General features: G+C 49.3%; 18 protein-coding genes. 14 read left to right on the top strand and 4 right to left on the bottom strand.

The genetic code is table 11. The features are described 5' to 3' along the window. Positions 1 to 183 precede the first annotated feature (183 nt). The 4 genes from MHN33_RS00780 (at position 184) to MHN33_RS00765 (ending at position 3,890) form a co-directional block, all read left to right on the top strand. Positions 184 to 1,791 (top strand): ATP-binding protein, encoded by a 1,608-nt coding sequence (locus MHN33_RS00780; RefSeq protein ID WP_239393260.1) that lies wholly within the window; start codon positions 184 to 186, stop codon positions 1,789 to 1,791. Between the two features lie 72 nt (positions 1,792 to 1,863). Beyond that, positions 1,864 to 2,532: a response regulator gene (locus MHN33_RS00775; RefSeq protein WP_239393259.1), complete on the top strand. Its 669-nt coding sequence runs from the start codon at positions 1,864 to 1,866 to the stop codon at positions 2,530 to 2,532. A gap of 11 nt (positions 2,533 to 2,543) precedes the next feature. Continuing rightward, positions 2,544 to 3,413: a kinase gene (locus MHN33_RS00770; RefSeq protein WP_239393258.1), complete on the top strand. Its 870-nt coding sequence runs from the start codon at positions 2,544 to 2,546 to the stop codon at positions 3,411 to 3,413. Between the two features lie 48 nt (positions 3,414 to 3,461). Then, positions 3,462 to 3,890: a cupin domain-containing protein gene (locus tag MHN33_RS00765; protein WP_239393257.1), complete on the top strand. Its 429-nt coding sequence runs from the start codon at positions 3,462 to 3,464 to the stop codon at positions 3,888 to 3,890. 44 nt (positions 3,891 to 3,934) lie between these two features. On the opposite strand, the gene MHN33_RS00760 is transcribed toward MHN33_RS00765, so the two are convergent. Then, on the bottom strand, positions 3,935 to 4,996 hold the full coding sequence (locus MHN33_RS00760; protein WP_239393256.1) for a DUF6765 family protein: 1,062 nt from the start codon (positions 4,994 to 4,996) through the stop codon (positions 3,935 to 3,937). Between the two features lie 146 nt (positions 4,997 to 5,142). On the opposite strand from MHN33_RS00760, the gene tmk reads away from it, so the two are divergent. The 7 genes from tmk to MHN33_RS00725 all read left to right on the top strand — a co-directional run bounded on the left by tmk (position 5,143) and on the right by MHN33_RS00725 (position 14,337). Then, entirely contained in the window at positions 5,143 to 5,793 is a 651-nt protein-coding gene (tmk, locus tag MHN33_RS00755) for a dTMP kinase (RefSeq protein WP_239393255.1), read from the top strand. 11 nt (positions 5,794 to 5,804) lie between these two features. Beyond that, entirely contained in the window at positions 5,805 to 6,710 is a 906-nt protein-coding gene (holB, locus tag MHN33_RS00750; protein WP_239393254.1) for a DNA polymerase III subunit delta', read from the top strand. Between the two features lie 8 nt (positions 6,711 to 6,718). Then, positions 6,719 to 7,045, top strand: coding sequence for a PilZ domain-containing protein (locus MHN33_RS00745; protein ID WP_046003737.1), 327 nt, complete (start codon positions 6,719 to 6,721; stop codon positions 7,043 to 7,045). Positions 7,046 to 7,053: 8 nt separating this feature from the next. Next, a complete protein-coding gene (locus MHN33_RS00740; protein WP_239393253.1) occupies positions 7,054 to 7,842 on the top strand; it encodes a YchF/TatD family DNA exonuclease in 789 nt (262 codons plus the stop codon). Then, positions 7,832 to 9,700, top strand: coding sequence for an alkaline phosphatase D family protein (locus MHN33_RS00735; protein ID WP_239393252.1), 1,869 nt, complete (start codon positions 7,832 to 7,834; stop codon positions 9,698 to 9,700). Before MHN33_RS00740 ends, MHN33_RS00735 begins: the two co-directional genes overlap by 11 nt. 78 nt (positions 9,701 to 9,778) lie before the next feature. Beyond that, positions 9,779 to 13,468, top strand: coding sequence for a two-component regulator propeller domain-containing protein (locus MHN33_RS00730; RefSeq protein WP_239393251.1), 3,690 nt, complete (start codon positions 9,779 to 9,781; stop codon positions 13,466 to 13,468). Positions 13,469 to 13,893: 425 nt separating this feature from the next. Then, positions 13,894 to 14,337 (top strand): GNAT family N-acetyltransferase, encoded by a 444-nt coding sequence (locus MHN33_RS00725; RefSeq protein ID WP_239393250.1) that lies wholly within the window; start codon positions 13,894 to 13,896, stop codon positions 14,335 to 14,337. Positions 14,338 to 14,427: 90 nt separating this feature from the next. On the opposite strand, the gene metG is transcribed toward MHN33_RS00725, so the two are convergent. Then, positions 14,428 to 16,464, bottom strand: coding sequence for a methionine--tRNA ligase (gene metG, locus MHN33_RS00720; protein WP_239393249.1), 2,037 nt, complete (start codon positions 16,462 to 16,464; stop codon positions 14,428 to 14,430). Positions 16,465 to 16,704: 240 nt separating this feature from the next. Here metG and MHN33_RS00715 point away from each other — a divergent pair, with 240 nt between their 5' ends. The 3 genes from MHN33_RS00715 (at position 16,705) to MHN33_RS00705 (ending at position 21,161) form a co-directional block, all read left to right on the top strand. Continuing rightward, positions 16,705 to 17,787, top strand: a complete 1,083-nt coding sequence (locus tag MHN33_RS00715; RefSeq protein WP_239393248.1) for an Mrp/NBP35 family ATP-binding protein — start codon at positions 16,705 to 16,707, stop codon at positions 17,785 to 17,787. Positions 17,788 to 17,790: 3 nt separating this feature from the next. Continuing rightward, positions 17,791 to 18,378 (top strand): dCTP deaminase, encoded by a 588-nt coding sequence (dcd, locus tag MHN33_RS00710; protein WP_239393247.1) that lies wholly within the window; start codon positions 17,791 to 17,793, stop codon positions 18,376 to 18,378. Between the two features lie 287 nt (positions 18,379 to 18,665). Further along, entirely contained in the window at positions 18,666 to 21,161 is a 2,496-nt protein-coding gene (locus tag MHN33_RS00705; protein ID WP_239393246.1) for a bifunctional diguanylate cyclase/phosphodiesterase, read from the top strand. On the opposite strand, the gene MHN33_RS23975 is transcribed toward MHN33_RS00705, so the two are convergent. Beyond that, on the bottom strand, positions 21,112 to 21,915 hold the full coding sequence (locus MHN33_RS23975; RefSeq protein WP_239393245.1) for a CLCA_X family protein: 804 nt from the start codon (positions 21,913 to 21,915) through the stop codon (positions 21,112 to 21,114). The two genes, MHN33_RS00705 and MHN33_RS23975, sit on opposite strands and share 50 nt — an antisense overlap. Next, positions 21,905 to 22,513 (bottom strand): tRNA-uridine aminocarboxypropyltransferase, encoded by a 609-nt coding sequence (locus MHN33_RS00695; protein ID WP_239393244.1) that lies wholly within the window; start codon positions 22,511 to 22,513, stop codon positions 21,905 to 21,907. Before MHN33_RS00695 ends, MHN33_RS23975 begins: the two co-directional genes overlap by 11 nt. Between the last annotated feature and the right edge of the window lie 10 nt (positions 22,514 to 22,523).

The following is a 22,523-nucleotide window of genomic DNA, read 5'->3' as shown; positions in this document are numbered from 1 at the left end:
ATTCGGTTCGAGTCCCGGTCCGTGTTGAATGTGACGGACCGCCTGCACAAAGTAAGCGCTCTGACGTGTTCCCACTTTGGTAAAATTCGTCACTACTTCCACACTATTTGCACATTGACCTTACATACTGATTAGCATCTGGTCTTACATGTTTTGAATTCCGCTCACAGGGGTAGCTACACCATGAGATTGACAATACGGCACAAGCTGCTGGCTATTTTGTTGTTGGTCAACACTGTATTGATCATGGCGATTTACTTTGCTAATCAGGCGGCGTTTGAAAAGAGCTTTCGTGATTATATTCAGCAAAACAGCCGCGCCCGGCTGATTGCCCTGGTGCCGAGCATTCGCGACAACTTTGCCCGTTATGGTGAAGACTGGGTGTTTCATCGCCATCCGGCCTGGCATCAGCTGGTAAGAGAGTTACGAGGGAACGGGGTGAGTGCCACTTCGTCCGGTACTGCCCCGTCTTATGACAGTTACGACAGCCCTTCCATGCAGCGATCGCGCAGACCATCAGAACTCAATGAGCGGGGTTCTGAGCCCGATTGGGGCGGTCGTGGCGTTCGCACTGAGCAAGGTGCTCAGGCGCAGTATCACACCGACAGACGCCCACAGCCTGGTGCTGATCGCCCGCCCAGAGGAGAACGAGGTGCCCATCCTCCCAAAAAGCGCAGACCACCCAGGGGCCATGGTGATAATGGTGGTCGTCTGGTGTTTAAAAACGCGGCGGGCGAGCAGGTAATTGGCTCTCTGACAACGACCAGAACCACCTTGTGGGTACCCGTACACCAGTCCGAGGTCCCATCGTCACCTTTGCTGGGATATGTGGGCCTGGAAGATGGGCTGGTTGTCAGTAATCGCTTTGACAGCCTGTTTGCAGAGCGACAAAAAAACTGGTTTATGTACATCGCCATTGTTGCCCTGATTGCGTCGAGCTTACTGGCCATTCCGTTCAGCCACTTTTTGGTTGCCCCGGTACTGGCACTGCGCCGTGCAGCACAAAATCTTGCAAGGGGCGACTATCAGAGCAACTTAAACCCTGACAGTAACGACGAGCTGGGTATGCTGGCAAGAGATTTGAATACGTTGTCCGAGACCCTGCGGGAAAACCAGCAAGCCCGACAGCAATGGATTGCCGATATTTCCCATGAACTGCGCACGCCTATCGCTGTGTTTAAAGCTGAGCTGGAGGGCATGATCGATGGTGTGATAGACACAGATCCCGCGCAGTTGCAATCTCTGCATGAGGAGATTGGCCGGCTGACTCAGCTGGTGGATGATCTGCATCAGTTATCCATGTCGGACAGAGGCTCACTAAGCTATCAGATGGCGTCACATTGTCTGGGTGAACTGGTTGAGCAAACCTTTGGCAATCATCAGGCGCAGTTAGCCAATCGTCACTTTGTGTACCGGCTTAAAGGCGACCTCCAAAACCTGATGGAGTGTGACGACAGAAGGATGACGCAACTGTTTAGTAATCTGATGCAAAACACACTACGCTATACCGACTCTGAGTTGCACAATCCGGGGCAAATCCTGGTGACCATCAAGCAACAGGGTAAGCACACCGAGATCGTCTGGGAGGACAGTTCACCGGGTGTGGACGCCGCGCTGTTGGATAAACTGTTTGATCGGCTATACCGCGTTAAGCAGGCCAGAGATCGGGTCTCGGGGGGGTCAGGTCTGGGGCTGGCCATTTGTACCAGTATAGTGCAGGCCCATAATGGCACTATTTCGGCTCGTGAGAGTGAGTTAGGTGGCTTAGCTGTGGTAATGCGTTTTACTTAAAAGGGTTGTAAATTCAAGCGATTTCACTTAATTTTGGGAAGGAGAAGACCCAAAGCTAAGTGAACGCAGAAGATGCAAAAAGTACTGATCATAGAAGACGAGCAAAAACTTGCGACCATTTTGGGCAAGTATGTTACCCAGGCAGGCTATGAGCTCCACATGGTGCATGACGGTGCCGATGCCCTGGCTGCCGTGGAAAGCTTTAAACCCGACATTATTTTGCTTGACCTGATGCTACCCAACGTTGACGGTATCGTGATCTGTCGGGAAGTGCGTCGTCATTCTATGGTGCCGATCATCATGACAACCGCCAAAGTCGAAGAAATAGACAGGCTCCTCGGGCTTGAGGTGGGGGCTGATGATTATGTTTGTAAGCCCTACAGTCCGCGAGAAGTGGTTGCCCGGGTGAAAGCCATTTTGCGCCGGGTAGGGTCGAACGTGCCTCAGTCTGAGCAACTGACACTGGACGAAAATACTTTGTTTGTGAGTTATCAGAGCAACTCTGTTGAACTGACCCAGGTGGAATTTGTTTTATTGCAAACGCTGGTAGCGCATCCGGGACGCATATACAATCGCTCGCGATTAATGGACAACATTTACGACGACGACCGCATCGTCAGTGACCGCACTATAGACAGCCATATTAAAAAAATTCGCAAAAAACTGTCACAGTTGTCTCCTGACACCGAGTTTATTCATTCCATTTATGGTGCGGGTTATAAGTATGAGCTGACTAACTAGCTGAGTGCCCTATGGATAAACCTCGGAATCTGTCGCCCTGGCAGCAGGCATTTTGTGATAATCAGTGCCTTGATGCGCAGTATATCCAGCCACTGGCACCGGTTACGCGCTGGCTGGCACAGCAGGTTGAGCAGCAGGTGCCTTTGTGCCTTGGGATCAGCGGCTCACAGGGCAGTGGCAAATCTACACTGGCGGCGTATTTAAAAGCGTATCTGATACAGCTCGGCCTCAATGCTGAATGTGTATCGCTGGATGACTTTTATCTGAGCCGGGCCGAGCGCACAAAACGTGCCGCAGATATCCACCCCCTGTTTCAAACCCGCGGTGTCCCCGGCACGCATAACACTGAATTGGCAAAGGATGTATTCGCGCAATTTCGGGCCCGTAGGCCGCTTACCTTACCCCGCTTCGACAAGTCCATGGATGAACCATTTGAACCGGGAAAATGGACAAAGACCGAGGCGCTGGATGTCCTCATTGTCGAGGGCTGGTGCCTGGGCGTCGAGCCACAAACTGAGCAACAACTCAGTGATCCGGTTAACCCGTTAGAACAAAACCGGGATCCAGAAGGGCGTTATCGATGTGCAGTTAATCACTTTCTTAAAGCAGACTATCAGCCGCTGTTTGCACAACTGGACAAGCTCATTTTCCTCAACGCGCAGGCGTTTACTTATGTTGCCCGCTGGCGCTTTGAACAGGAGCAAAAGCTTAGCCTGTCTGGCGCTCAGGCGCGCCGCATGTCGCAGTCGGAAGTGGCGCATTTTGTGCAGTTTTTCCAGCGCCTCACACAGTGGGGGTTAGCAACTTTGCCAGAGCAATGCGACATCATGCTAAGGCTCTCGCCACAGCGCCAGATCATCGAGACGGTGCTTCACAATTAACCCACATTAATGCGTTAGGGTGGGGAAAATAACGACGGAATAACACCTATGAACAATATCGCTTTTTCCTTTTCGGCCCTGTTGCTGCTGAGTTCCATGAGTGTCAGTGCAGAGCAAGCGCACAGCGGAAAAATTCAGGTTGAAACCCTGACCAAGCAGCTGCACAGCTGGAATGGTGCAGTTTTACCTGCCTATCCTCAAGGTCAGCCGGAGGTGCAGATCATGCGTTTTACCATTCCCGCCGGTCAGACGCTGCCAACGCATAAGCACCCGTATATTAACGCCGGGCTGTTGCTCAGCGGAGAATTGCAGGTCGAAACTCAAAGCGGGGAAATGCTCCACATCAAAGCGGGCGATACTCTGGTTGAGGTTGTCAATACCTGGCACTGGGGTAAGAGCATAGGTAAAGAAGCCGCGCAGATAGTGGTGTTTTATGCCGGCGTTAAAGATCAGCCGGTGACCCTCAAAAAACAATAGCTTTAGCTGCACCGCTTCAGAGCCAGATGGCAGTGCAACCGGGTTTAACTGACACAGATCCCGTATCTGGGCAGAATATCTACTATGATGCTGTGACGGTGTTTTTTCGCCGCATCATGAAAGTGCTTCCAGTCACTGTGCATAAAGTCCGGGTGGTACTCGTAGCAAGCCTCATCGCCCTGTGCCAGTGTGGTGCCAAGGGCCTGATACTTCCAGGACCCAGGACCTTTGGCGATATAACTGAGCTGGTGGGCACCCAGACCAAAGCGGTCGGCGGCAATGGCATCCAGCCACTGCTGGTGTCGCAGCTCAGGAGCATCACTGGTGAACTGAGTAAAACACCGTGCAATCTGCTGTTTTACATTCGGCGATAGCCCGGTGATGGGCTTGACCAGGTACGTCTGAAAAACCTTGCACAGCTCATCTGCTGCTTGTAAAAAGTCAACGGGGTTATTGCGCTCAATGTGCTCCCCTAAACCATTTTGATAAGACCAGTGCTGGTGTGGCAAGTCCGGATGAGACAACGCCTGACCATGGCCCAGACTAGGAATGTGGTCTTGCAGGATATTGGCAAAATATCCGCTGACTTTTGCGATCAGCGAGTGATGTGTCTGGCCATTGTGATCTTTGATATCGCGCACATGATTGACCGGGTGGTCAACACCGGCAAAGCCCCGGTGACCCCAGGTGTCAATAAACACGTGTGCCGTGATGCCCAGTCTGTGCAATGAATAAGGGCGGTCTTTGTCCGCCAACACCTCTGCGACCATGTCTTTGGCCACATACGAGTGAGGCTGACAAATGAGCTTTTGAATAAAGCTGCCATTGGGATTTTGTCCCGCCGGTAGTCCGCCATTGCCCGGTAAAAAATGAAATGGCACCCAGACTTTCATGTTTTTCAGGCTGTCCAGGTTGCGATATTCAAGCATTTTATGGGCGGTCGCAATACGCTCATAGGCTGCGCCATTGCCAAATTCAATGTGGCCATAGTTGGTGGCATCATCCACATATTGTGCCGCATGGGCAATGGTGCTGGCCTGAGCAGGCGAGAATCCGGCATCTCGGGCTACCACCCAGGTCATAGCGTGATGAAGATCAATTTGCATTATTTTTCCCTGCGAAAATCGATTAATGCACTAAACGGTACACTATTCAATGAATTAATCCTACTGATAGCGACACGAAACCGCTATAATGGCAGCCATTTTCAGGTATTTGTATACGGTATCGTGTGGTACCGCAGAGAGTGTGTATGAGTAAAGGTTTTATGTTGGTTTGTGATGGCAGTAACGGTGCTGGCAAAACAACAGTGATCCAGGGCATTGCCGATTATCTTGAGCAGCAAGGGTATGACGTAGTACTGACCCGGGAGCCTGGTGGTACGCCAATCGGTGAAAAAGTCCGTAGCGTTATCCTCGATCCCAGTACACCAGAAATGGGGTCAATGACTGAGCTGATGTTATTTGGCGCGGCCCGCGCGCAACACGTCGAGGAAAAAATCCGTCCGGCTCTTGAAGCTGGCAAAGTGGTGATTTCTGACCGTTTTGATGCTGCAACATTCAGCTTTCAGCATTACGCACGTGGCATCGACCTTGAGGCGATTACAACCATCAATGAACTGGCACTGGGTGGTTTCAAACCGGATATGAATCTCATCCTTGACCTGGATCCGGAGTTGGGCCTGCAACGTGTCAGTCAGCGCGGCGAAGGGTTAGATCGTCTCGAAGATGAAAAAATGGAGTTTTTACAGCGTGCCCGTGAGGGCTATCTGGCTCAGACTAAGGCCGACCCCGCGCGTTTTAGTGTAATTGATGCATCCCAGGACAAACAATCGGTGCTGTCGGATTGCCTCAAAGTGGTTGATGCTGTGATTGCAACAAATCGTAACAGTAAAAACGATTAGCGAGTGTCCAGATGTATCCTTGGCTAGAATCGGTTTTTACACAATTGCAGACGAGTTATCAGCAACAGCGCTTTCATCATGCGCAGATGCTGTATGGCATGGCGGGAGTGGGAAAACTGGAGTTTGCACACACGCTGGCTGCGGCACTGCTATGTAAGCAAGCAGGCACATCGCTTGTTGCTTGCGGGCAATGCAAAAGCTGTTTGTTACTGGAAGCTGACAATCATCCGGACAAGCTACTGATCGCCGCTGAGTCTCAAAGCATCAGTGTTGATGCGATACGCAGTCTGAACGACTTTATCTTTCACTCAGCGCAGCAGGGTGGCAATAAAGTGGTGGTGATCGATGGCATAGAAAAACTCACCGAGTCTGCGGCCAATGCATTACTAAAAACCCTCGAAGAGCCCGCCAAAGGCCGCTATTTACTGCTACTGTGTAATGATACCGCCCGCGTGACAGCCACTGTGTTGAGTCGCTGCAACAAAATGAATGTGGCGGTAGTCGATGGCAGGGAGGTTGAGCAATGGCTGGCAGAGCAGGGAGTCCATACCGGGCAATATCCCTGGGTCAGTCAGTTTATCTCGCAGCCGCTATTATTGCTCAGATGGGCGCAGGCACAGCAGCTGGGTGATATCGACGCTTTGTGGCAGCAGGCGCAGCGTCTTGGAGAAGGTGTAAATAGTGAGACATTGAGCAAGGCTTTGCAGGCAGACACCAGCTTGATCAAAATATTTTGCGGGTTTGCCGTGGCCGCCATCAACGCTAAAATGGCATCGGGTCAGCTGGATTTCATCAAAGCGCAGGCGGCTATCACCAGCATAAGGCGGTTTTCAGTAGACCAGCAAACTGTGTTAGGCTTAAACTTGTCCCTGAGTCTGTCACGATTGTGCTATCAGTTGCAGCAAACCTTAAGATAGGAGTCAAGGTGCAAGAAATACTCGTTGATTTTGAAGACAATGACGAACTATATCGCAGTTATATGCCTTATCAGAAAAGTGGTGGTTTGTTTGTGCAAACCAATAGTCGCTACGAGATGGGGCAGGCACTGACGCTGCGCATTACTTTACCCGATGCGCTGGAAGAAGACGTTGTTACCGGTAAAGTCGTCTGGATCACGCCACAGGGGGCACAGAACTCCAACCCGCCCGGCATTGGCGTGGGGTTTGAAGCCGAAGACGAATTGCTGAACGATAAAATAGTAAAAATACTGGGCACTAAGCTGAATTCCGGCAAGCCCACCTACACCATGTAAGAGTTGTTATGATTGTAGATTCTCATTGCCACCTGGACAGGCTGGACTTTGATAAAATAGGCAAAGACCTGCCCGAGATCCTGACCGATGCCCGAGCCAAACAGGTGGAGCACTTTTTGTGTGTGAGCGTGACCCTGGCGCAATTTCCAGCCATGCTGGAAAAGATTTTACCCTTTGACGATGTGTCTGCATCTTGCGGCGTCCACCCGCTTAACCAGGACGATGCATTGGACCCGGCATTGCTCAGAGAGCTGGCGCAACATCCTAAGGTGGTGGCAATCGGCGAAACGGGCCTGGATTACTACTATTCAAAAGACACCCACCAGGTGCAAAGAGACAGTTTCGCAGAGCACATTGATATTGCCAATGAGCTGAGCAAGCCACTGATCATCCATACCCGCGACGCCAGGCAGGACACCCTGGATATCATGCGTGCGCATAACGCGCAGCAGTGTGGCGGTGTTTTGCATTGTTTCACCGAAAACTGGGAAATGGCTAAGCAAGCCATTGATATGGGATTTTATATCTCTATTTCCGGGATTGTGACCTTTAAGAATGCTGTTGAGCTGCAAGATGTCGTAAAACGTTTACCTCTCGACAGACTACTGATTGAAACGGACTCGCCGTATCTGGCACCGGTACCGCATCGTGGTAAAACCAATCAACCTGCCTACGTACAGGATGTTGCTTATTTTATTGCGGATTTAAAAGGGATTAGTTACAAGGAGTTAGCTTGCGCCACAACGGAAAATTTCTACCGTTTGTTTGGCCTTGCTCAGCGTGGTAATGCCAGTTAACAGGACCGATTTACCCTATGTGTTGCTCGGCCCTATGGTGCGCCGGGCAGAGCCCACGCAATTTTGCCTGCAGTTTGTCACCACGGCGGCCCCCGATATTGAGATAGAAGTTGAAGGCACAGAGGTGGTATCTCAGCTCAGTGAAATACGCCTGGGGACTTATCTGTATCTGTGCTTTGTATTGGTCACGCCAAAAACAGGCCGGTTTGCGTGCGATACCAATTTAAGCTATCGCGTAAAGGCGGACGGGCAATGGCTGGACTTAAGTGAGCTCAGCTACACTGCGTCGCCTCAATTAATGATCCCCGATACCCTACACAGTGTACTCCATGGCTCCTGTCGTAATCCGCATCATCACAGCCGGGATAGCCTGGCAAGCGCAGACGATTATCTGAGCCACACCTTGCACGATAGTGCCAAACGACCAGCCTTATTGCTCATGTCCGGAGACCAAATATATGCGGATGATGTGGCGGGTCCTATGCTGATGGCTGCCCATAAGTTGATCACGCTACTTGAAATCTATCCCGAGGACAATGTGTCACTGGCTTTGCCTGAGTCGCTGCAGCAGCAGCTCTATCAACGCCATCATTGGTTGCCAAAAACACCCTGGCAAGCGCTTAGCAAATGGACTATGGGTCACTGGCTTAAAAAAGACGAGGTACACTTCTCCAGTGTGAAGGCTGGTAACCACCTGGTTACGCTGGAGGAATTTATTGCCTGCTATGTGCTTAATTTCAGTTATCAGGCATGGAACTTAGTTGATTTACCACAGCTGCATGGACATTCACTGAACCATGCTCAATCTCTGGAATTTGCCGCCGATAAACGGGCTCTGGAGGGGTTTATAGACACGTTGCCGGCCGTACAGCGATTATTTGCCAATGTGTCTACCCTGATGATGTTTGATGATCATGATGTAACCGATGACTGGAATCTGACTGCGCGTTGGGAGCAAAATATTGCCAATTCGCCGGCGAGCCGTCGGATCATCGCCAACGGGCTGATCAGCTACTGGTTGTTTCAGGGCATGGGAAATGATGCGCTGGCTGCAACCGGTAAGCTGATAGACGGGTTCACACAAAGCCTCACTGCGCACAATAAATGGGCGCTCACCAGCTTTGACAAAGCTTTACACCGCTTTACCCAGTGGCACTACTGCCTGGAAACACAGCCTAAAGTGGTGGTACTGGATACGCGTACACACCGTTGGCGCAATGAGCAAGACTTTAATGAGCCGAGCGGGCTCATGGACTGGGAAACCCTAATGGAATTGCAAGAGCAAATGCTGGATCAGGAAAGTGTATTACTGGTTAGCCCGGCACCGGTGTTTGGCGTTAAGGCGATAGAAACCATACAGGCAGTATTCAATGCCTGTGGCCAACCTTTAGTGGTTGACGTTGAAAACTGGATGGCTCACGAGGGCGCCGCGAAAAAACTGATCGACATTTTCAAACGTGAAGATACCCCTTCAGAGACTATTATACTGTCGGGTGACGTACACTACTCGTTTTGTTTCTCGGTGGCGGCGCGGTTTGGCCGACATGACAACCGTATCTGGCAGCTGACCTCATCAGGGATTAAAAATGAATTTCCCAAGCGGTTGTTGCAGATTCTGGAAAAGCTTGATACCTGGTTGTTTGCACCCTGGAGTCCGTTTAACCTGTTGACTAAACGTTGGCAACTGTCGGTACGTAAGCATCACAGTGACAGCCCCAAAAAGCGCTACCTGGTAAGTGCGTCCGCGATCAGCCTGGTAGAGTTGGAGCAAGGGCGCTTAAGTCGTTATCGGCTGCTGCGGGGGGATGGTGACGTGACTGAGTTTGCGTTATCGGAGCATGATGATACTTCCTGTTAGCCAGAACATCGACATCCCAACTGAATTGTAAAGTTTTGCTATAGTTACAACAAAGAGCCTGCGCATAAGGTGAACGGGTTGTATCAGCAGCACAAAAAAAATACTAAGCTCAGCATCCTGGTCATAGTGATGCTCTGGCTTTTCTCTGCAAACTTGTCGGCTGTCCCTGTATTTTCGGATACCGCTCAGGTGATGCGTCATTATGACTACGAATCTGGCCTGAGTCAGGTCAGCATTACTGCGATTGAAGAAGATCAGCTCGGATACATCTGGATTGGGACCCAGGCGGGTCTTAACCGTTTTGACGGCCATTCTTTTAAACAGTTTATCAGCCGTCAGCAAGACCCTTTTTCATTGGCTGGTGCATTTATCACGGCCTTATGCCATAGCGGTGAATCGTTATGGATTGGCACCAGCACCGGGCTCAGTGTCTATCACACGGTAACGGGCCGCTTTCAGAGCTTTCTGAGTGATTTTAGCCCTTTGATCCCATCCGACAGGGTACAGTCCATTGGCTGCCAGGGCGCGGCTATCTCGGTGACGACCGAGGATGGTTATTATTACGTAATAGACAAAGGCACTTTAGAGCCGCAGGAGCTCGTACTGGAAGGCGACTTTATACGCTACGTGACTGTGTATAAAAATCTGGTCTATTACTTATCCGACCAGGGATTGGTTGTTAATAATCGCCAAACCGGGCTCACGACATTGCTGTTAGCTGGTGACTTTAAGTCTTTAACGGTCAGTGGTGAGCGTGCCTTTTTGATCGGCAAAGATAATCAGCTCACCGCCTACGATACGCTGTTTGAACGCGCGTTATGGCATAGCACAATTACGCCAGACGCTAACCTGGTGTTGCATTCAGTGTTTGCATCGGCGGGAGAGTTATTTGTTGCAACCAGTCATGGCGTTTATTTACTCAATATGAAAGGCGAAATTAAAAAACGCTGGTACAAACGAGGCAACAATAAATCCGGTTTACAGGACAGCAGCATTCTCTCGGTATTTCGCGATAGTAACAGCGATCTGTGGATTGGCACTGAGACCCGGGGGCTGCACTTTATCAGTCAGTTGAGCGAAACCTTTGGTCACGTTGGAGAATATAACTACCCGCATGCCCCGATAACGAATGCCGACGTGCGCAGTTTTGCGCTGGATGCATCAGACCGGCTATGGGTCGCGACCTCCAATGGCGGCTATATTTTTGAGCAGCAAAGGTTTGTCAAAGTGGAGCAGGTCTATCCTCAGCTTGCGCGTTTTGCCAATAGTTTTATTACGAAGGTGCAGATTGTGGGCGATCTTGCCTGGATGACATCACGTGGTGCGGGGGTGGCCAGGCTCAATCTGGTCAGCGGCGAAGTCACTTACTTTACACCTGATTTTGGCAACGGGCCGGAGCTGAGTTTCAATGATATCACTGTGTTTAAACAACTGGTTTTACTTAGTTCCCGTACTTTGGGTTTGCTTTATTACGACGAAGCTCAAAAGCAACTTTTGCCTTTCTTTGCACCATCTGTATTAGTGCCTAACCATGTGTCGTCTGTGCTGGTGGATGGCGATGGTTTCTACTTTGGAAGTGTGGGTGACGGCTTATATCATTATGATGGTCAGAATATCAAATCACTCACCACCAATAATGGCCTGGCGTCGGATATTGTATTTATGTTGTCCCGTGATTCACTTGGCGCTGTGTGGGTTGCCAGCGAGTCTGGTGTGAGCATTATTAATCAGCAGTTTGAGGTTGAAAAGGTATTGAAAGTAGCGGATGGCTTGGCCAATGAAGCTATCTGGGCCATGGTGTTTGATCAACAGGAGCACGTCTGGCTTGGCACCAGCGGTGGCCTGAGCCGGGTTAATATTCACGATCATAATATTGACAACTTCCTGGTGGTAGACGGTGTGCAGGATAATGAGTTTAACTACAATGCCGCCTGGCTGGCACCGGATGGTCGGGTGTTTATCGGCGGAGCCAAAGGGTTTAATCAGTTTTATCCGGAGCAAATCCGGATTGCTTTTGGGATCCGGCCGCTACTTATTTCTAATATCGAATTACTGGGTGAAGTCTTGCATCCTGAGGTTAGCAGCGAGCTGACACTGGCGCCGGAATTGACCGAAAAACTGGTACTCACTCATAATCAGGATATTGTCTCTTTACATTACTCCAGTCTGGACTACGGCTCAGAGCGTTTGAACTTTTTTTATCGTATTGTCGGGTTAAGTGATCAATGGTTGAAGCTGGCCGATGGTGTCAGACAGATCAACCTTCTGAAATTAGAGCCTGGTAACTATCAGGTGCAAACTTACACTGTGAATCGCTTTAACCAAAAGTCACCGGTGCATCGTTTTACCATTCAAATTAAGGCCCCGTGGTGGTGGGATTGGTATTCAAAAACATTCTATGTTGTGGCGTTAACATTGAGTTTTGCATTGTGGCTCAGGCAACGTCAGGCACGTTACCGTCAGGTGGTGAATGACAATCGGGTGATGAACGAGCTGCAGCAGCGTCTCGAATTGAGCCTATGGGCCAGCGGTGACGAATTATGGGACTGGCATCTGGAAGACAAGAGGGTCTATCGTTATTGCGTAAAGCCTCGCATTGACTATGGTAGAAACCAAACCACCATGACCGTTGAAGACATTGACCAGTTTGTGCACCCAAAAGATTGTATCGCCTGGGAAGAGAAAATTGAATCATGTCTTGAAGGTGAGCAGGATACCTATGAAATCGCCATGCGGGTCAAGACGTTAAAAGATCAATGGAGTTGGGTCCTTGAGCGCGGCAAGGTCGTGAGTCGTGACCACCATGGCCAGCCACAACGAATTGTGGGTGCATTAAAAGACATTGCAGAATTAAAAGCACATCAAAATGCGCTGCAATCGCTCAATGAGCAACTTGAAATCAAAGTGGCGATGCGTACGGATGAGTTATATAAGAAAAACCAGAAGCTTGAACAGGCCATGATGGAACTTAAACGAACCCAACAGGAATTGATTGAAAGCGAGAAAATGGCGTCGTTGGGCAATGTGGTAGCCGGGATAGCACATGAGATTAATACGCCACTGGGCGTGGCCATTACGGCGCTGACATATAATCAGGAATGTTTACACAATATCAACGAAAAGTTGCAGCAAAAGCAACTGCGCCAGGCGGATTTAGAGCGCTCAAACGCGGAGCAAGAAGAGGGTTACCGACTTATTTTACGTAATCTGGACCGGGCTCAAATGCTGATCAGCAACTTTAAGCAGGTTGCCGTAGATCAGTCCAGTGAGGTAGAGCGGGATATCAATGTGAAAGACTATATTGCCGATGTTTTCAGTTCTCTATTGCCGCTCAGCAAAGGCAAGGAGATCAGCTTGTCCATCACAGGGGACGATGACATGCTGGTAAACACCTACCCGGGCGCCATCTACCAGATCATGACCAACCTGTTTAATAATTCAATGATCCATGGCTTTGAAAAGCACCCGCAAGGCAAGGTCGAAGTGTCAACGTATATGGCTCAGGCGCACTGGTTGCTGACATATCGCGATGATGGGGTAGGCATGTCAAAAGAAGGTCTTAAAACCCTGTTTGATCCTTTTGTTACCACCAAAAGAAGTCAGGGGGGCTGTGGTCTGGGCATGCATATAGTGTACAACCTGGTGACGCAGCTGCTCAAAGGGGAGATCTCCGCGAGCTCAACCCCGGGGGAAGGCATTGAAGTGACTATTAAGGTCCCATATACCGCCCCCAAAGGCGAAGACGTTGAGGAACAAAGTCGTGCCTAAATAAGGCTCATATGCAGTGATAAATGTCATTCGTTTTTAAAAGCATCATGGGCTAAATTGCTGTACTATTTGGCCCACCCAGTTGTTAGCATACGGGTATACAAGGCAGCGGAATAGGCTTAAATGCGTGCATGTTATACCAATTTGCTTAATTAAGTGTTCTATTTTGAGGCGAGAAAATAGGGTCGATAACACCGCTCCCGCGTCCTGCTATCGCTAAGGCACCTGCATCCCTGTCTCTTATACACAAATTTTGCGAACTCATACCTAAGGTAAAGGTTCTAAATGAGAAATTTTCAACGCCGTTAGCGTCATTTGCTCCGTCAAATTGAACAGGTATTAAGTGAAATTGGTATTATGCCAGTGCTCTGAAGGCTTTAAGCTTAAATTGGACATCAAGAGAGCAATAATAAAGGACAGCTCAAGTGAAAGTATTAGAATTAACGAGCAGCGACCCGGACCTAGAAGTCATCGCAAATTGGTATTACCAACAGTGGGACAGTACAGACCCAAATGCGACATTACAAAGCGTGATTGACAAAATCTCGTCGTTTGATGCCCGCACGGGGTTTGCCGCCTACATTAACGATGAGTTGGTCGGTGCGGGTGAAATTAAGCACCAAATCTTCCCTAAACACTCAGACTACCAGTACTGGCTGGATGGTGTTTATGTGCCGGCAGAGCAGCGTGGAAAAGGCATTGCAACGGCTTTAGTTGAGTTTGCGATTGCCAAGGCGAAAAACGTGAACTGGCCTGCACTGTCTCTTTGCTGTGAAGCACATCTGGTGAAATTATATGAGTCACATGGGTTTTGCGTCGTTGATAGGGACGAGCATAAGTTCATTATGACCCATAGACTAACGCTCTGAGCATTAACGAAATATATACTCAAACAGCTTGACCAAAACAAAAACGGGCCCTGTGGCCCGTTTGTCATTCCAGCTTAATAGCCGCGCAGATTACATGACACGCATGCCAGGCTGTGAACCGTCATCCGGATTAAGGATGTAAATTTCCTTGCCGCCAGGGCCCGCAGCCAGGACCATGCCTTCCGACATGCCAAAGCGCATCTTACGAGGCTTCAGGTTAGCAACCATCACGGTCAGTTTGCCTATCAAATCTTCCGGTGCATAGGCCGATTTAATGCCTGCGAATACCTGGCGGGTTTCGCCCCCCAAGTCCAGCGTCAGCTTCAGTAGCTTATCTGCGCCTTCTACGTGTTCGGCATTGGCAATTTTAGCCACGCGTAAGTCAACTTTAGCAAAATCATCGAATTCGATTTCATCAGCAATGGGCTCTTTGGCCAGTGGGCTGTCTGCGGCTGGCTGAGCGCTTTGACCACCCACTTTTTTCTCCAGACTTTCTTTAGACGCATCAATCATGGCATTGACTTTATCCAGTTCAACACGTTGCATCAGCGCCTTAAACTTGTTGATTTCGTGGTCAACAAGCGGGGTTGCCAGATTATCCCAGCTGAGTTCAGTATTCAAAAAGGCTTCAACATTGGCCGCCATGCCGGGCAGAATAGGCTTAAGGTAAGTCAGCAAAGCGCGGAACAGGTTCAGGCCCATTGAACACACTTGATGGGCGCGCTCTAAGGTGTCTTCATTTTTAGCCAATACCCACGGCGCTTCGGCGTCGATAAACTGGTTGGCTTTGTCGGCAAGTGTCATGATCTCACGTACAGCGCGACTGTATTCGCGGTTTTCATAGTGACCGGCGATACTATCTTTGGCAGCCACAAAGCTATTCAGTAGCGTTTCATCCATCACCGTACTGCTCAGCTTGCCGCTAAATTTTTTGGTAATGAAGCCCGCACAGCGGCTGGCGATGTTGACAACCTTGCCGACCAGGTCTGAGTTAACACGTTGTGCAAAGTCTTCCAGGTTCAGATCCAGGTCGGTTACTCCGCTGTTTAGTTTAGCGGCATAGTAGTAACGTAAATACTCAGGATCTAAGTGCTCTAAGTAGGTACGTGCCTTGACGAAAGTCCCCTTGGACTTAGACATTTTTGCACCATTTACGGTAACAAAGCCATGAGCAAAGACGTTGTTTGGCTTACGGAAATTAGCGCCGTCAAGCATGGCTGGCCAGAACAGACTGTGGAAGTAGATGATGTCTTTACCAATGAAATGATATAGCTCGGCATCAGACCCTTCGGCCCAGAACTCATCAAAGTTCAGGTCCTGCTTGTCACAGAGATTTTTAAAGCTGGCCATATAGCCGATGGGGGCATCCAACCAGACATAGAAGTATTTACCTGGCGCACCCGGGATTTCAAAGCCAAAGTAGGGCGCATCACGGCTAATGTCCCATTGTTGTAAACCATCAGCAAACCACTCATCCAGCTTGTTAGCCATTTCGGCCTGCAAACTGCCAGAGTGCAACCAGGTTTTCAGCATGTCTTCAAATGCCGGCAGGTCGAAGAAAAAGTGTTCAGAATCTTTCAAAATCGGCGTTGCACCCGACATCACAGACTTGGGGTCAATCAGTTCAGTTGGGCTATATGTTGCACCACAGGCATCGCAGCTGTCGCCATTTTGGTCTTCTGCTTTACAAGTTGGACAGGTACCGGTAACAAAGCGATCGGGCAGAAAAATACTTTTCTCAGGGTCAAACAGCTGAGAGATGGTGCGCTTCTTGATATGACCTTTGTCGTTCAAGCGTGTATAGATTAATTCACTCAGCTCACGGTTTTCATCGCTGTGCGTGCTATGGTAGTTATCAAATTCAATATTGAAATCGGCAAAATCGCGCTGTCTTTCAATACTGACTTGCTGAACCATTTCCTCAGGTGTTATGCCTTGCTTTTGCGCATTCAGCATAATCGGTGTGCCGTGTGCATCATCGGCGCATACATAATAGGCTTCATGGCCTTGTTGCTTCTGGAAGCGTGCCCAGATATCAGTTTGAATGTATTCCAGCAGGTGACCCAGGTGAGTCGGTCCGTTGGCGTACGGCAGTGCACTCGTTATGAGAATTTTTCTCTTTGTCATAGTTATTCCATGAAAATAGAGCGGCTCAGTTTGGCTCTGCAGATCTGACGATTGGCACCGGCTTGGTGCTTATCTACACAGAGAACAAAAACTTCGGCCCGGTCAGTACGTCTGCGATTGCTAAAAGACTGACCAGAACGGCCGGGAAAATCCCGGCAGACGCGAATTTGACTGGTTTTAATGAGGTGAATGTTACATAATTCCTGCGCCCATTTCATCACCTCAAGGCGTTTTATTTGTATGTTTGGTATTGAAAAACTATTTACCAGGAAGGACCCCATCAAAGAACAGATTAAAACTCACCTGCAACATTACCGTAGCGCGATTTTCCCGATGGGGGTTGATGCGCAGTGGATAGCGGAAATATCTGCCGGTAAAGCGCAGGGGGCGTGCTGGCAAGTGTCATTGACCTTACCCTTTGCAGCCTCCGGACAGGGGGAGGTATTGACTTCACACCTGAGCGATTCTTTGAACACAGACATTCATGTTACATGCCACACAGAGGTGGCCGGTGCGGCACAGTTTAAGCAAATCAAACACATTGTTTTGGTTGCCTCGGGCAAAGGCGGTGTTGGCAAATCAACCACGGCGGTTAATCTGGCTGCGGGGTTGGCATCTCAGGGCGCACAGGTTGGGATTCTGGATGCCGACATCTATGGGCCCTCTATTCCTTCGTTATTGGGATTGACTGGACAGCAGCCAGAGGCACTTGACGAAAAGACCTTAAAGCCGTTCGAGAAAGATGGTATCCGGGCTATGTCCATCGGCTTTTTGGTTGCAGAGGATGATGCGACCGTGTGGCGTGGTCCAATGGCGTCACAAGCGTTAACTCAGTTGTTGAACGAGACTGCCTGGGGCGAGCTGGATTACCTGATAGTGGATATGCCGCCAGGAACGGGGGACATTCAACTGACAATGACGCAAAAAGTACCTGCCAGTGGCGCAATTGTCGTGACAACGCCTCAGGACCTGGCCCTGGCCGATGCGCAAAAGGGGATTGCGATGTTTAATAAAGTCAATTTGCCCATTATTGGCCTGGTCGAAAATATGAGCTACTTTTCATGTCAGCATTGCGATGGTAGAAACGCGATATTTGGCAGTGAAGGGGGGGCCAAACTGGCTGCACGTCATGGTGTACCCTTACTTGCAGAGATCCCACTTGATAGCGGGATCCGGGAAAACTCGGAGCAAGGAGCCAATATCACCACCCAATCACTGGCGATAAAAGATCATTATATTTACTGTGCGCAGTTGGTGAGCAGTATGCTGTATTTACAATCACAATCGACTCAAGGGGTCGAAATTCTAATAACGGATGACTAAGTAATGAGACTCTCCGACAGAGACATAAAAGAAGCAATAAAAAATCAACATATCCAAATCGCGCCATCGCCGGCCGATGAGATGATCTCAGGGGTGACCGTTGACCTGCGTCTGGGTAATAAATTCCGGGTGTTTCAGGACCATGCTGCACCTTACGTTGATTTGAGTGGACCCAAGGACCAAATTAATGCGGCGATGGAATCCATAATGAGTGACGAAATTGTGCTCGAGGATGGCCAGGCCTTTTTTCTACACCCGGGTGAGTTAGCATTGGCTATGACCTATGAATCTGTGACTTTGCCTGCTGATCTGGTTGGCTGGCTGGATGGCCGCTCTTCATTGGCCAGACTTGGACTGATGGTCCATGTGACCGCGCATCGCATTGATCCGGGTTGGTCGGGAAATATTGTTCTGGAATTCTATAATTCAGGTAAATTGCCGTTGGCGCTGAGACCAAAAATGAAAATTGGCGCGTTGAGCTTTGAGACGTTAAGTAGCCCGGCTGATGCGCCTTACAATATGCGAAAAGATGCCAAATACAAAGGGCAGAACAGCGCCATTGCAAGTCGGATAAGCGACGATAATCGCTGATAGAAAGCGTATATTGAACTTAACAGACGGTCAGGCATGCATCAAAAATGTGCGTGCCTGACTACGCCGTGCTTCCTTTCACTTGCCAGCAAAATTGAGGATTTTTTAACTTGATACTGGCAATTCAAACTTCAGCTTCCATACTTAACATTCAAGCTACATCGTAACGTGCATCATTGAACATGTTCGCTTTGGTGTTGGCAATTCCCTGAAACCAGTAAAACAGGGCACTGTTGTAACTCGCCCACTGATTGATCGAACTATACCACTTGCTCAAGGAGGTTGGGATGTGGTCAGGCGTGATACGTGTGTTGGCGGTACTGTTGGTTATGATGACAGGCTTGCTTTTGGAAAGCCCTGCTCGCACTGGCGATCAGACCGCAATTTCTCTGAAGACGTATAATGATGCAACAAATCAGCTGAATCTGGCTGAGATCCGCCAGATGGCGACGCAAATGACAGAGGCAAGCGAGCACATCAAGTTGCAGCGTGGGGTTGCAACCTGGGTGCGAGTCGACATTCCCCCAAACGTTCAACAAGAGCAAGTGATCTATACTCAGCCCTTCCAGGGCGTGCTTAAGTTCTATCTGGAGCGCGCTGATAAGTTAATTCAATATACACTGGTTGCACCTACCAAAGAGCTCGTTTCACCTGCCCAGGCTGTATTGCCACATATTAAAGTACCTAGAGATGATCAAAGTGCGCGGCTTTACATTCAGGCTCAGGGGACCTACCCCCAATGGCTCACAATAAGTGCAAGCCATGAATCCGATTTTGTGCAGCTGTTTAGCATCAAGGTCTTTTTATTTGGGGTTGAAGCAGGCTGTATCTACTTCGTTGCATTTTTTCTGCTTATGATGGCTGTGACTCAACTCAGGCCGGGTTTACTGGCGATTGCGGGCTATGTACTGCTGGTGGCTTTTCTCAGCGGGGCGGAGAGCGGAGTAAATGTGTTGTTACTTCCTGCTGTGGTGAGTGGGGCTCTGGCGACATATAGCAGCCAGTTTTTCCTGCTGTCACTGGCATGTATTTTGTGTTTCTTTCATTTTTTTGCAGTTCAAAAACGGCTAAATGAGCAACATCAGCACTATTTATGGCGACTACTATGGGCCTTATTGCTGGTTGTGTGTTTCAGTGCTCCGTTGCATGCCAGCTACCAGCTGTTGTTTCAGGTTATAGCCAGCTTAGTGGTGACAGCTTATATCGCTTATGTACTGTGTATGCAGCCTCCGCAGTATCAGTTAGAAGCTCGATTACTGACGCTGGCCTTTGCACCAGTGTTAGTATTGCTGGTGATCTTGATGCTGGGACAGTTAGGCGTGCTTGCCAGTTCACACTATTATGTGCTTAATCATACTTTATTGACGGGGCATATTTTGCTGCTGGCCTATTATGTCTACTGGCACGAAAGACAGAAAAAGTTGCTGCTACTTCAGTATGCGAACCATGACAAAGAAACCGGACTGCCTAACAGGCACATGTTACAAAAAGCCTTAGACGGCCTGCAAAGCACCCATCAACACCACACCCTGATAATGTTTCGGCCCAAAGTATTGAGCGTAATCAGGCTGAATATGGGCTGGGATTATGCAGCTATGCAGTTGAAATTATTGCTAAAAAAGGTTCAACTACAGCTGGATACCTATGGCCGGGTGACGATTGCTGCAGAGCCAAACAGTAAAACCCAAATTTACCAGCTGGACGATATTCTGTTTGCCATTGTATTGCGTGGTAAGCTGGAGCTAAGTCAGGTAGAGCAATATGCCTGCCTGTTGGCGTCGATTTTTGAAGAAGGAATAAACTTTAAAGGTGAGTTGCTGGTGGATCAGCTCGAAATCGGTGTAGCCAGTAACCCCATCCATGCACAAACCACAGAAGCATTGATGCAGCGTGCTTTGCAGGCAATATCGGCGCGTCCACTTGGCACTCAGAAGTGGCATTTGTTCGATCACAATGACTCACTGTCATTAGAGCGGCGGATCAAAGTCGCGTCATCGCTGAAGTACGCGGTATCACAAAACCAGTTTACTTTGTATTTTCAACCCCAGGTGAAGTTGCAACAAGGAGAAGTGTTCGGTGCTGAGGTGCTGCTGCGCTGGCACCACCCCGAGTTAGGTGTGATCCCGCCGGATGAGTTTATCCCCATCGCTGAAGCGTCTGGCATGATACCTGAAATCACCGATTGGGTTGTCGAACAGGCGTTATCTGCGCAGGCGGAGTTGTGCCATATTTATCCGCAGCACATTTTGTCGCTGAATGTGTCTGGCAAAGACATTGGCCGAAAAGAACTGGCGGTGCAATTGATCACCTTGATCAGTCAATTGAATTTGATTCCTTCACAATTGATGTTGGAGATCACAGAGTCTGTTACTCTGGCCAATGAAATGGATCTGAACGAGATCATTGATGGTTTTAAACGCTTAGGTGTAAAAATGGCCATCGACGATTTTGGCACCGGATATTCATCGCTGGCCTATCTCAGTCAGCTGGGTGTTGATGAGATAAAAATTGATAAAAGTTTTGTAATGAATATTGCCAGTTCAGCGACCAATCAGACGATTTGTAAGGCCACTTGTGATATGGCACACAACCTCGGTTCTATGGTGGTTGCTGAAGGGGTTGAAAGTGTGCACAGCTATCAGATGTTACAAGCTTTTGGTTGTGATATTGGTCAGGGTTATTATATCTCCCGACCGTTGCCATTTGACCAGTATCGGGACTGGTTAGTGCAGTTTATTGCGCTTGACGATATAACGCAGCACCTAGCATCTGAAAGTAATTAGTTGTTGTGCTAAGTGTTGCCGCTGCAATCGAAGAGTCGGGAAAGCCGCCCTGACGTTGCAGCTCTGAGCCGAGTACATCATCTACCAAAAAGGCGTTGCGGATCTGAGGGTGACTGGCGATGACCCACTCAAAGGCGCGTGCGGTGAGTTCCTGTGGTCGTGCGTAATACTGAATGCCGCGCGCCTTATCTAACAATGCGGCACGTTTAAAATAGTCACTTGGTTCAAGGGTGCTGCTATCGAGCAGCAAAAGGCGAAAGAGTTTATCAAGCCGTTGATTAAGCGGGTGGGTCAGCCTGGGTGTCTGAGTAAGCCACAGCGCTGATGCAAAGTCGTGTGCACCCGCCGTGCTGAACATGTGTTTGGCGATGTAATGATCAAATGCATGCCACCACTCGTGCGCCAGTGCCCCTCCACCTGCATTTTTTGCCAGTGCCAGCGTGCGTTTGCTGCTGTCGTAATGGGCCTGCACGCCAGCTTGTCCGCCACTACCAAAAGCGAGGTTTAAGGTGCCTCTCAGGCCAATCGAAAAAGGAGGCAATGACAGGATCTGGGTGAGATCAGCCAGTGCATCGTAGAGTAAGTTGGCTGCGATATGCTGTTCCTGTTTGTTGACCCAGGCACCTAAGGTAATGGTCTTAAAACCAAAAGTACTTTTAATTTCATCAAAGCTTGCCTGGTCGCCAAAGCGATAATCCGGCCCGTCACGAAAAAACTGCCGTTTTAATCGATTATTCGATCGATTATTCGTCACGTAAGTACCTTAATTTTACATGCTCAGGCATCTGCCTCGTTTGTTGTTCGATCATACCTGCCAGCGCCTGATATAAGGGGGCGGGTGAAATTTGCTCATAGAGGTGTAAAAAGTGAGCGGTTGCTTCAAGCGTAGATAGGCTGAAGGCCTGCTCAGCTTTACGTATATGGTACTGATTCTCTGGGAGGTGCGCGAAAGAGACATGAGGTAGTGTCATCAGCCAGGGGTTGAGCATCAGCATTTTGTGCACCTTTTTCCAGGTACCATCCAGTACCACCAGCGTCTCTATTTTGGGCAAGGTGTCCTGATGCCCATTTTCGCTGAGTGTGAGCGCCTTGTCAGACGGGTACAGTAAAGCACAGGCGCCCGACTGTAGTTGTGATCGGGTAGCGGTAAAGTCGGCCGCTGACTCTCCGCGGACGACTTCGACATTGGTCAGTTGCAAAGAAAGCAGTCGAGCGGTGTTTTTGGCGACTTTGGCTTCACTGGGATGTTGTAATACCAGTATCTTACAGCGATTGTGGATGGCGCTACACAGGTACTGGCAAACACATGTTTGTAGCGGAAAGTGGCAGTGATTACAAAGGGGTCGTTTCATCGCATTATTT

It is taken from the genome of Pseudoalteromonas sp. OOF1S-7 (assembly GCF_022347765.1).
Lineage (GTDB): Bacteria > Pseudomonadota > Gammaproteobacteria > Enterobacterales > Alteromonadaceae > Pseudoalteromonas.
Note: the sequence above shows the minus strand (reverse complement) of the source record. Positions and strands in the feature narration are given on the sequence as shown.

Bases quoted from the DNA above. Each gene is read 5' to 3' on its own strand.
- MHN33_RS00780 (WP_239393260.1), top strand. From the start codon at position 184: ATGAGATTGACAATACGGCACAAGCTGCTGGCTATTTTGTTGTTGGTC.
- MHN33_RS00775 (WP_239393259.1), top strand. From the start codon at position 1,864: ATGCAAAAAGTACTGATCATAGAAGACGAGCAAAAACTTGCGACCATT.
- MHN33_RS00770 (WP_239393258.1), top strand. From the start codon at position 2,544: ATGGATAAACCTCGGAATCTGTCGCCCTGGCAGCAGGCATTTTGTGAT.
- MHN33_RS00765 (WP_239393257.1), top strand. From the start codon at position 3,462: ATGAACAATATCGCTTTTTCCTTTTCGGCCCTGTTGCTGCTGAGTTCC.
- MHN33_RS00760 (WP_239393256.1), bottom strand. From the start codon at position 4,996: ATGCAAATTGATCTTCATCACGCTATGACCTGGGTGGTAGCCCGAGAT.
- tmk (WP_239393255.1), top strand. From the start codon at position 5,143: ATGAGTAAAGGTTTTATGTTGGTTTGTGATGGCAGTAACGGTGCTGGC.
- holB (WP_239393254.1), top strand. From the start codon at position 5,805: ATGTATCCTTGGCTAGAATCGGTTTTTACACAATTGCAGACGAGTTAT.
- MHN33_RS00740 (WP_239393253.1), top strand. From the start codon at position 7,054: ATGATTGTAGATTCTCATTGCCACCTGGACAGGCTGGACTTTGATAAA.
- MHN33_RS00735 (WP_239393252.1), top strand. From the start codon at position 7,832: ATGCCAGTTAACAGGACCGATTTACCCTATGTGTTGCTCGGCCCTATG.
- metG (WP_239393249.1), bottom strand. From the start codon at position 16,464: ATGACAAAGAGAAAAATTCTCATAACGAGTGCACTGCCGTACGCCAAC.
- MHN33_RS00715 (WP_239393248.1), top strand. From the start codon at position 16,705: ATGTTTGGTATTGAAAAACTATTTACCAGGAAGGACCCCATCAAAGAA.
- dcd (WP_239393247.1), top strand. From the start codon at position 17,791: ATGAGACTCTCCGACAGAGACATAAAAGAAGCAATAAAAAATCAACAT.
- MHN33_RS00705 (WP_239393246.1), top strand. From the start codon at position 18,666: ATGTGGTCAGGCGTGATACGTGTGTTGGCGGTACTGTTGGTTATGATG.
- MHN33_RS00695 (WP_239393244.1), bottom strand. From the start codon at position 22,513: ATGAAACGACCCCTTTGTAATCACTGCCACTTTCCGCTACAAACATGT.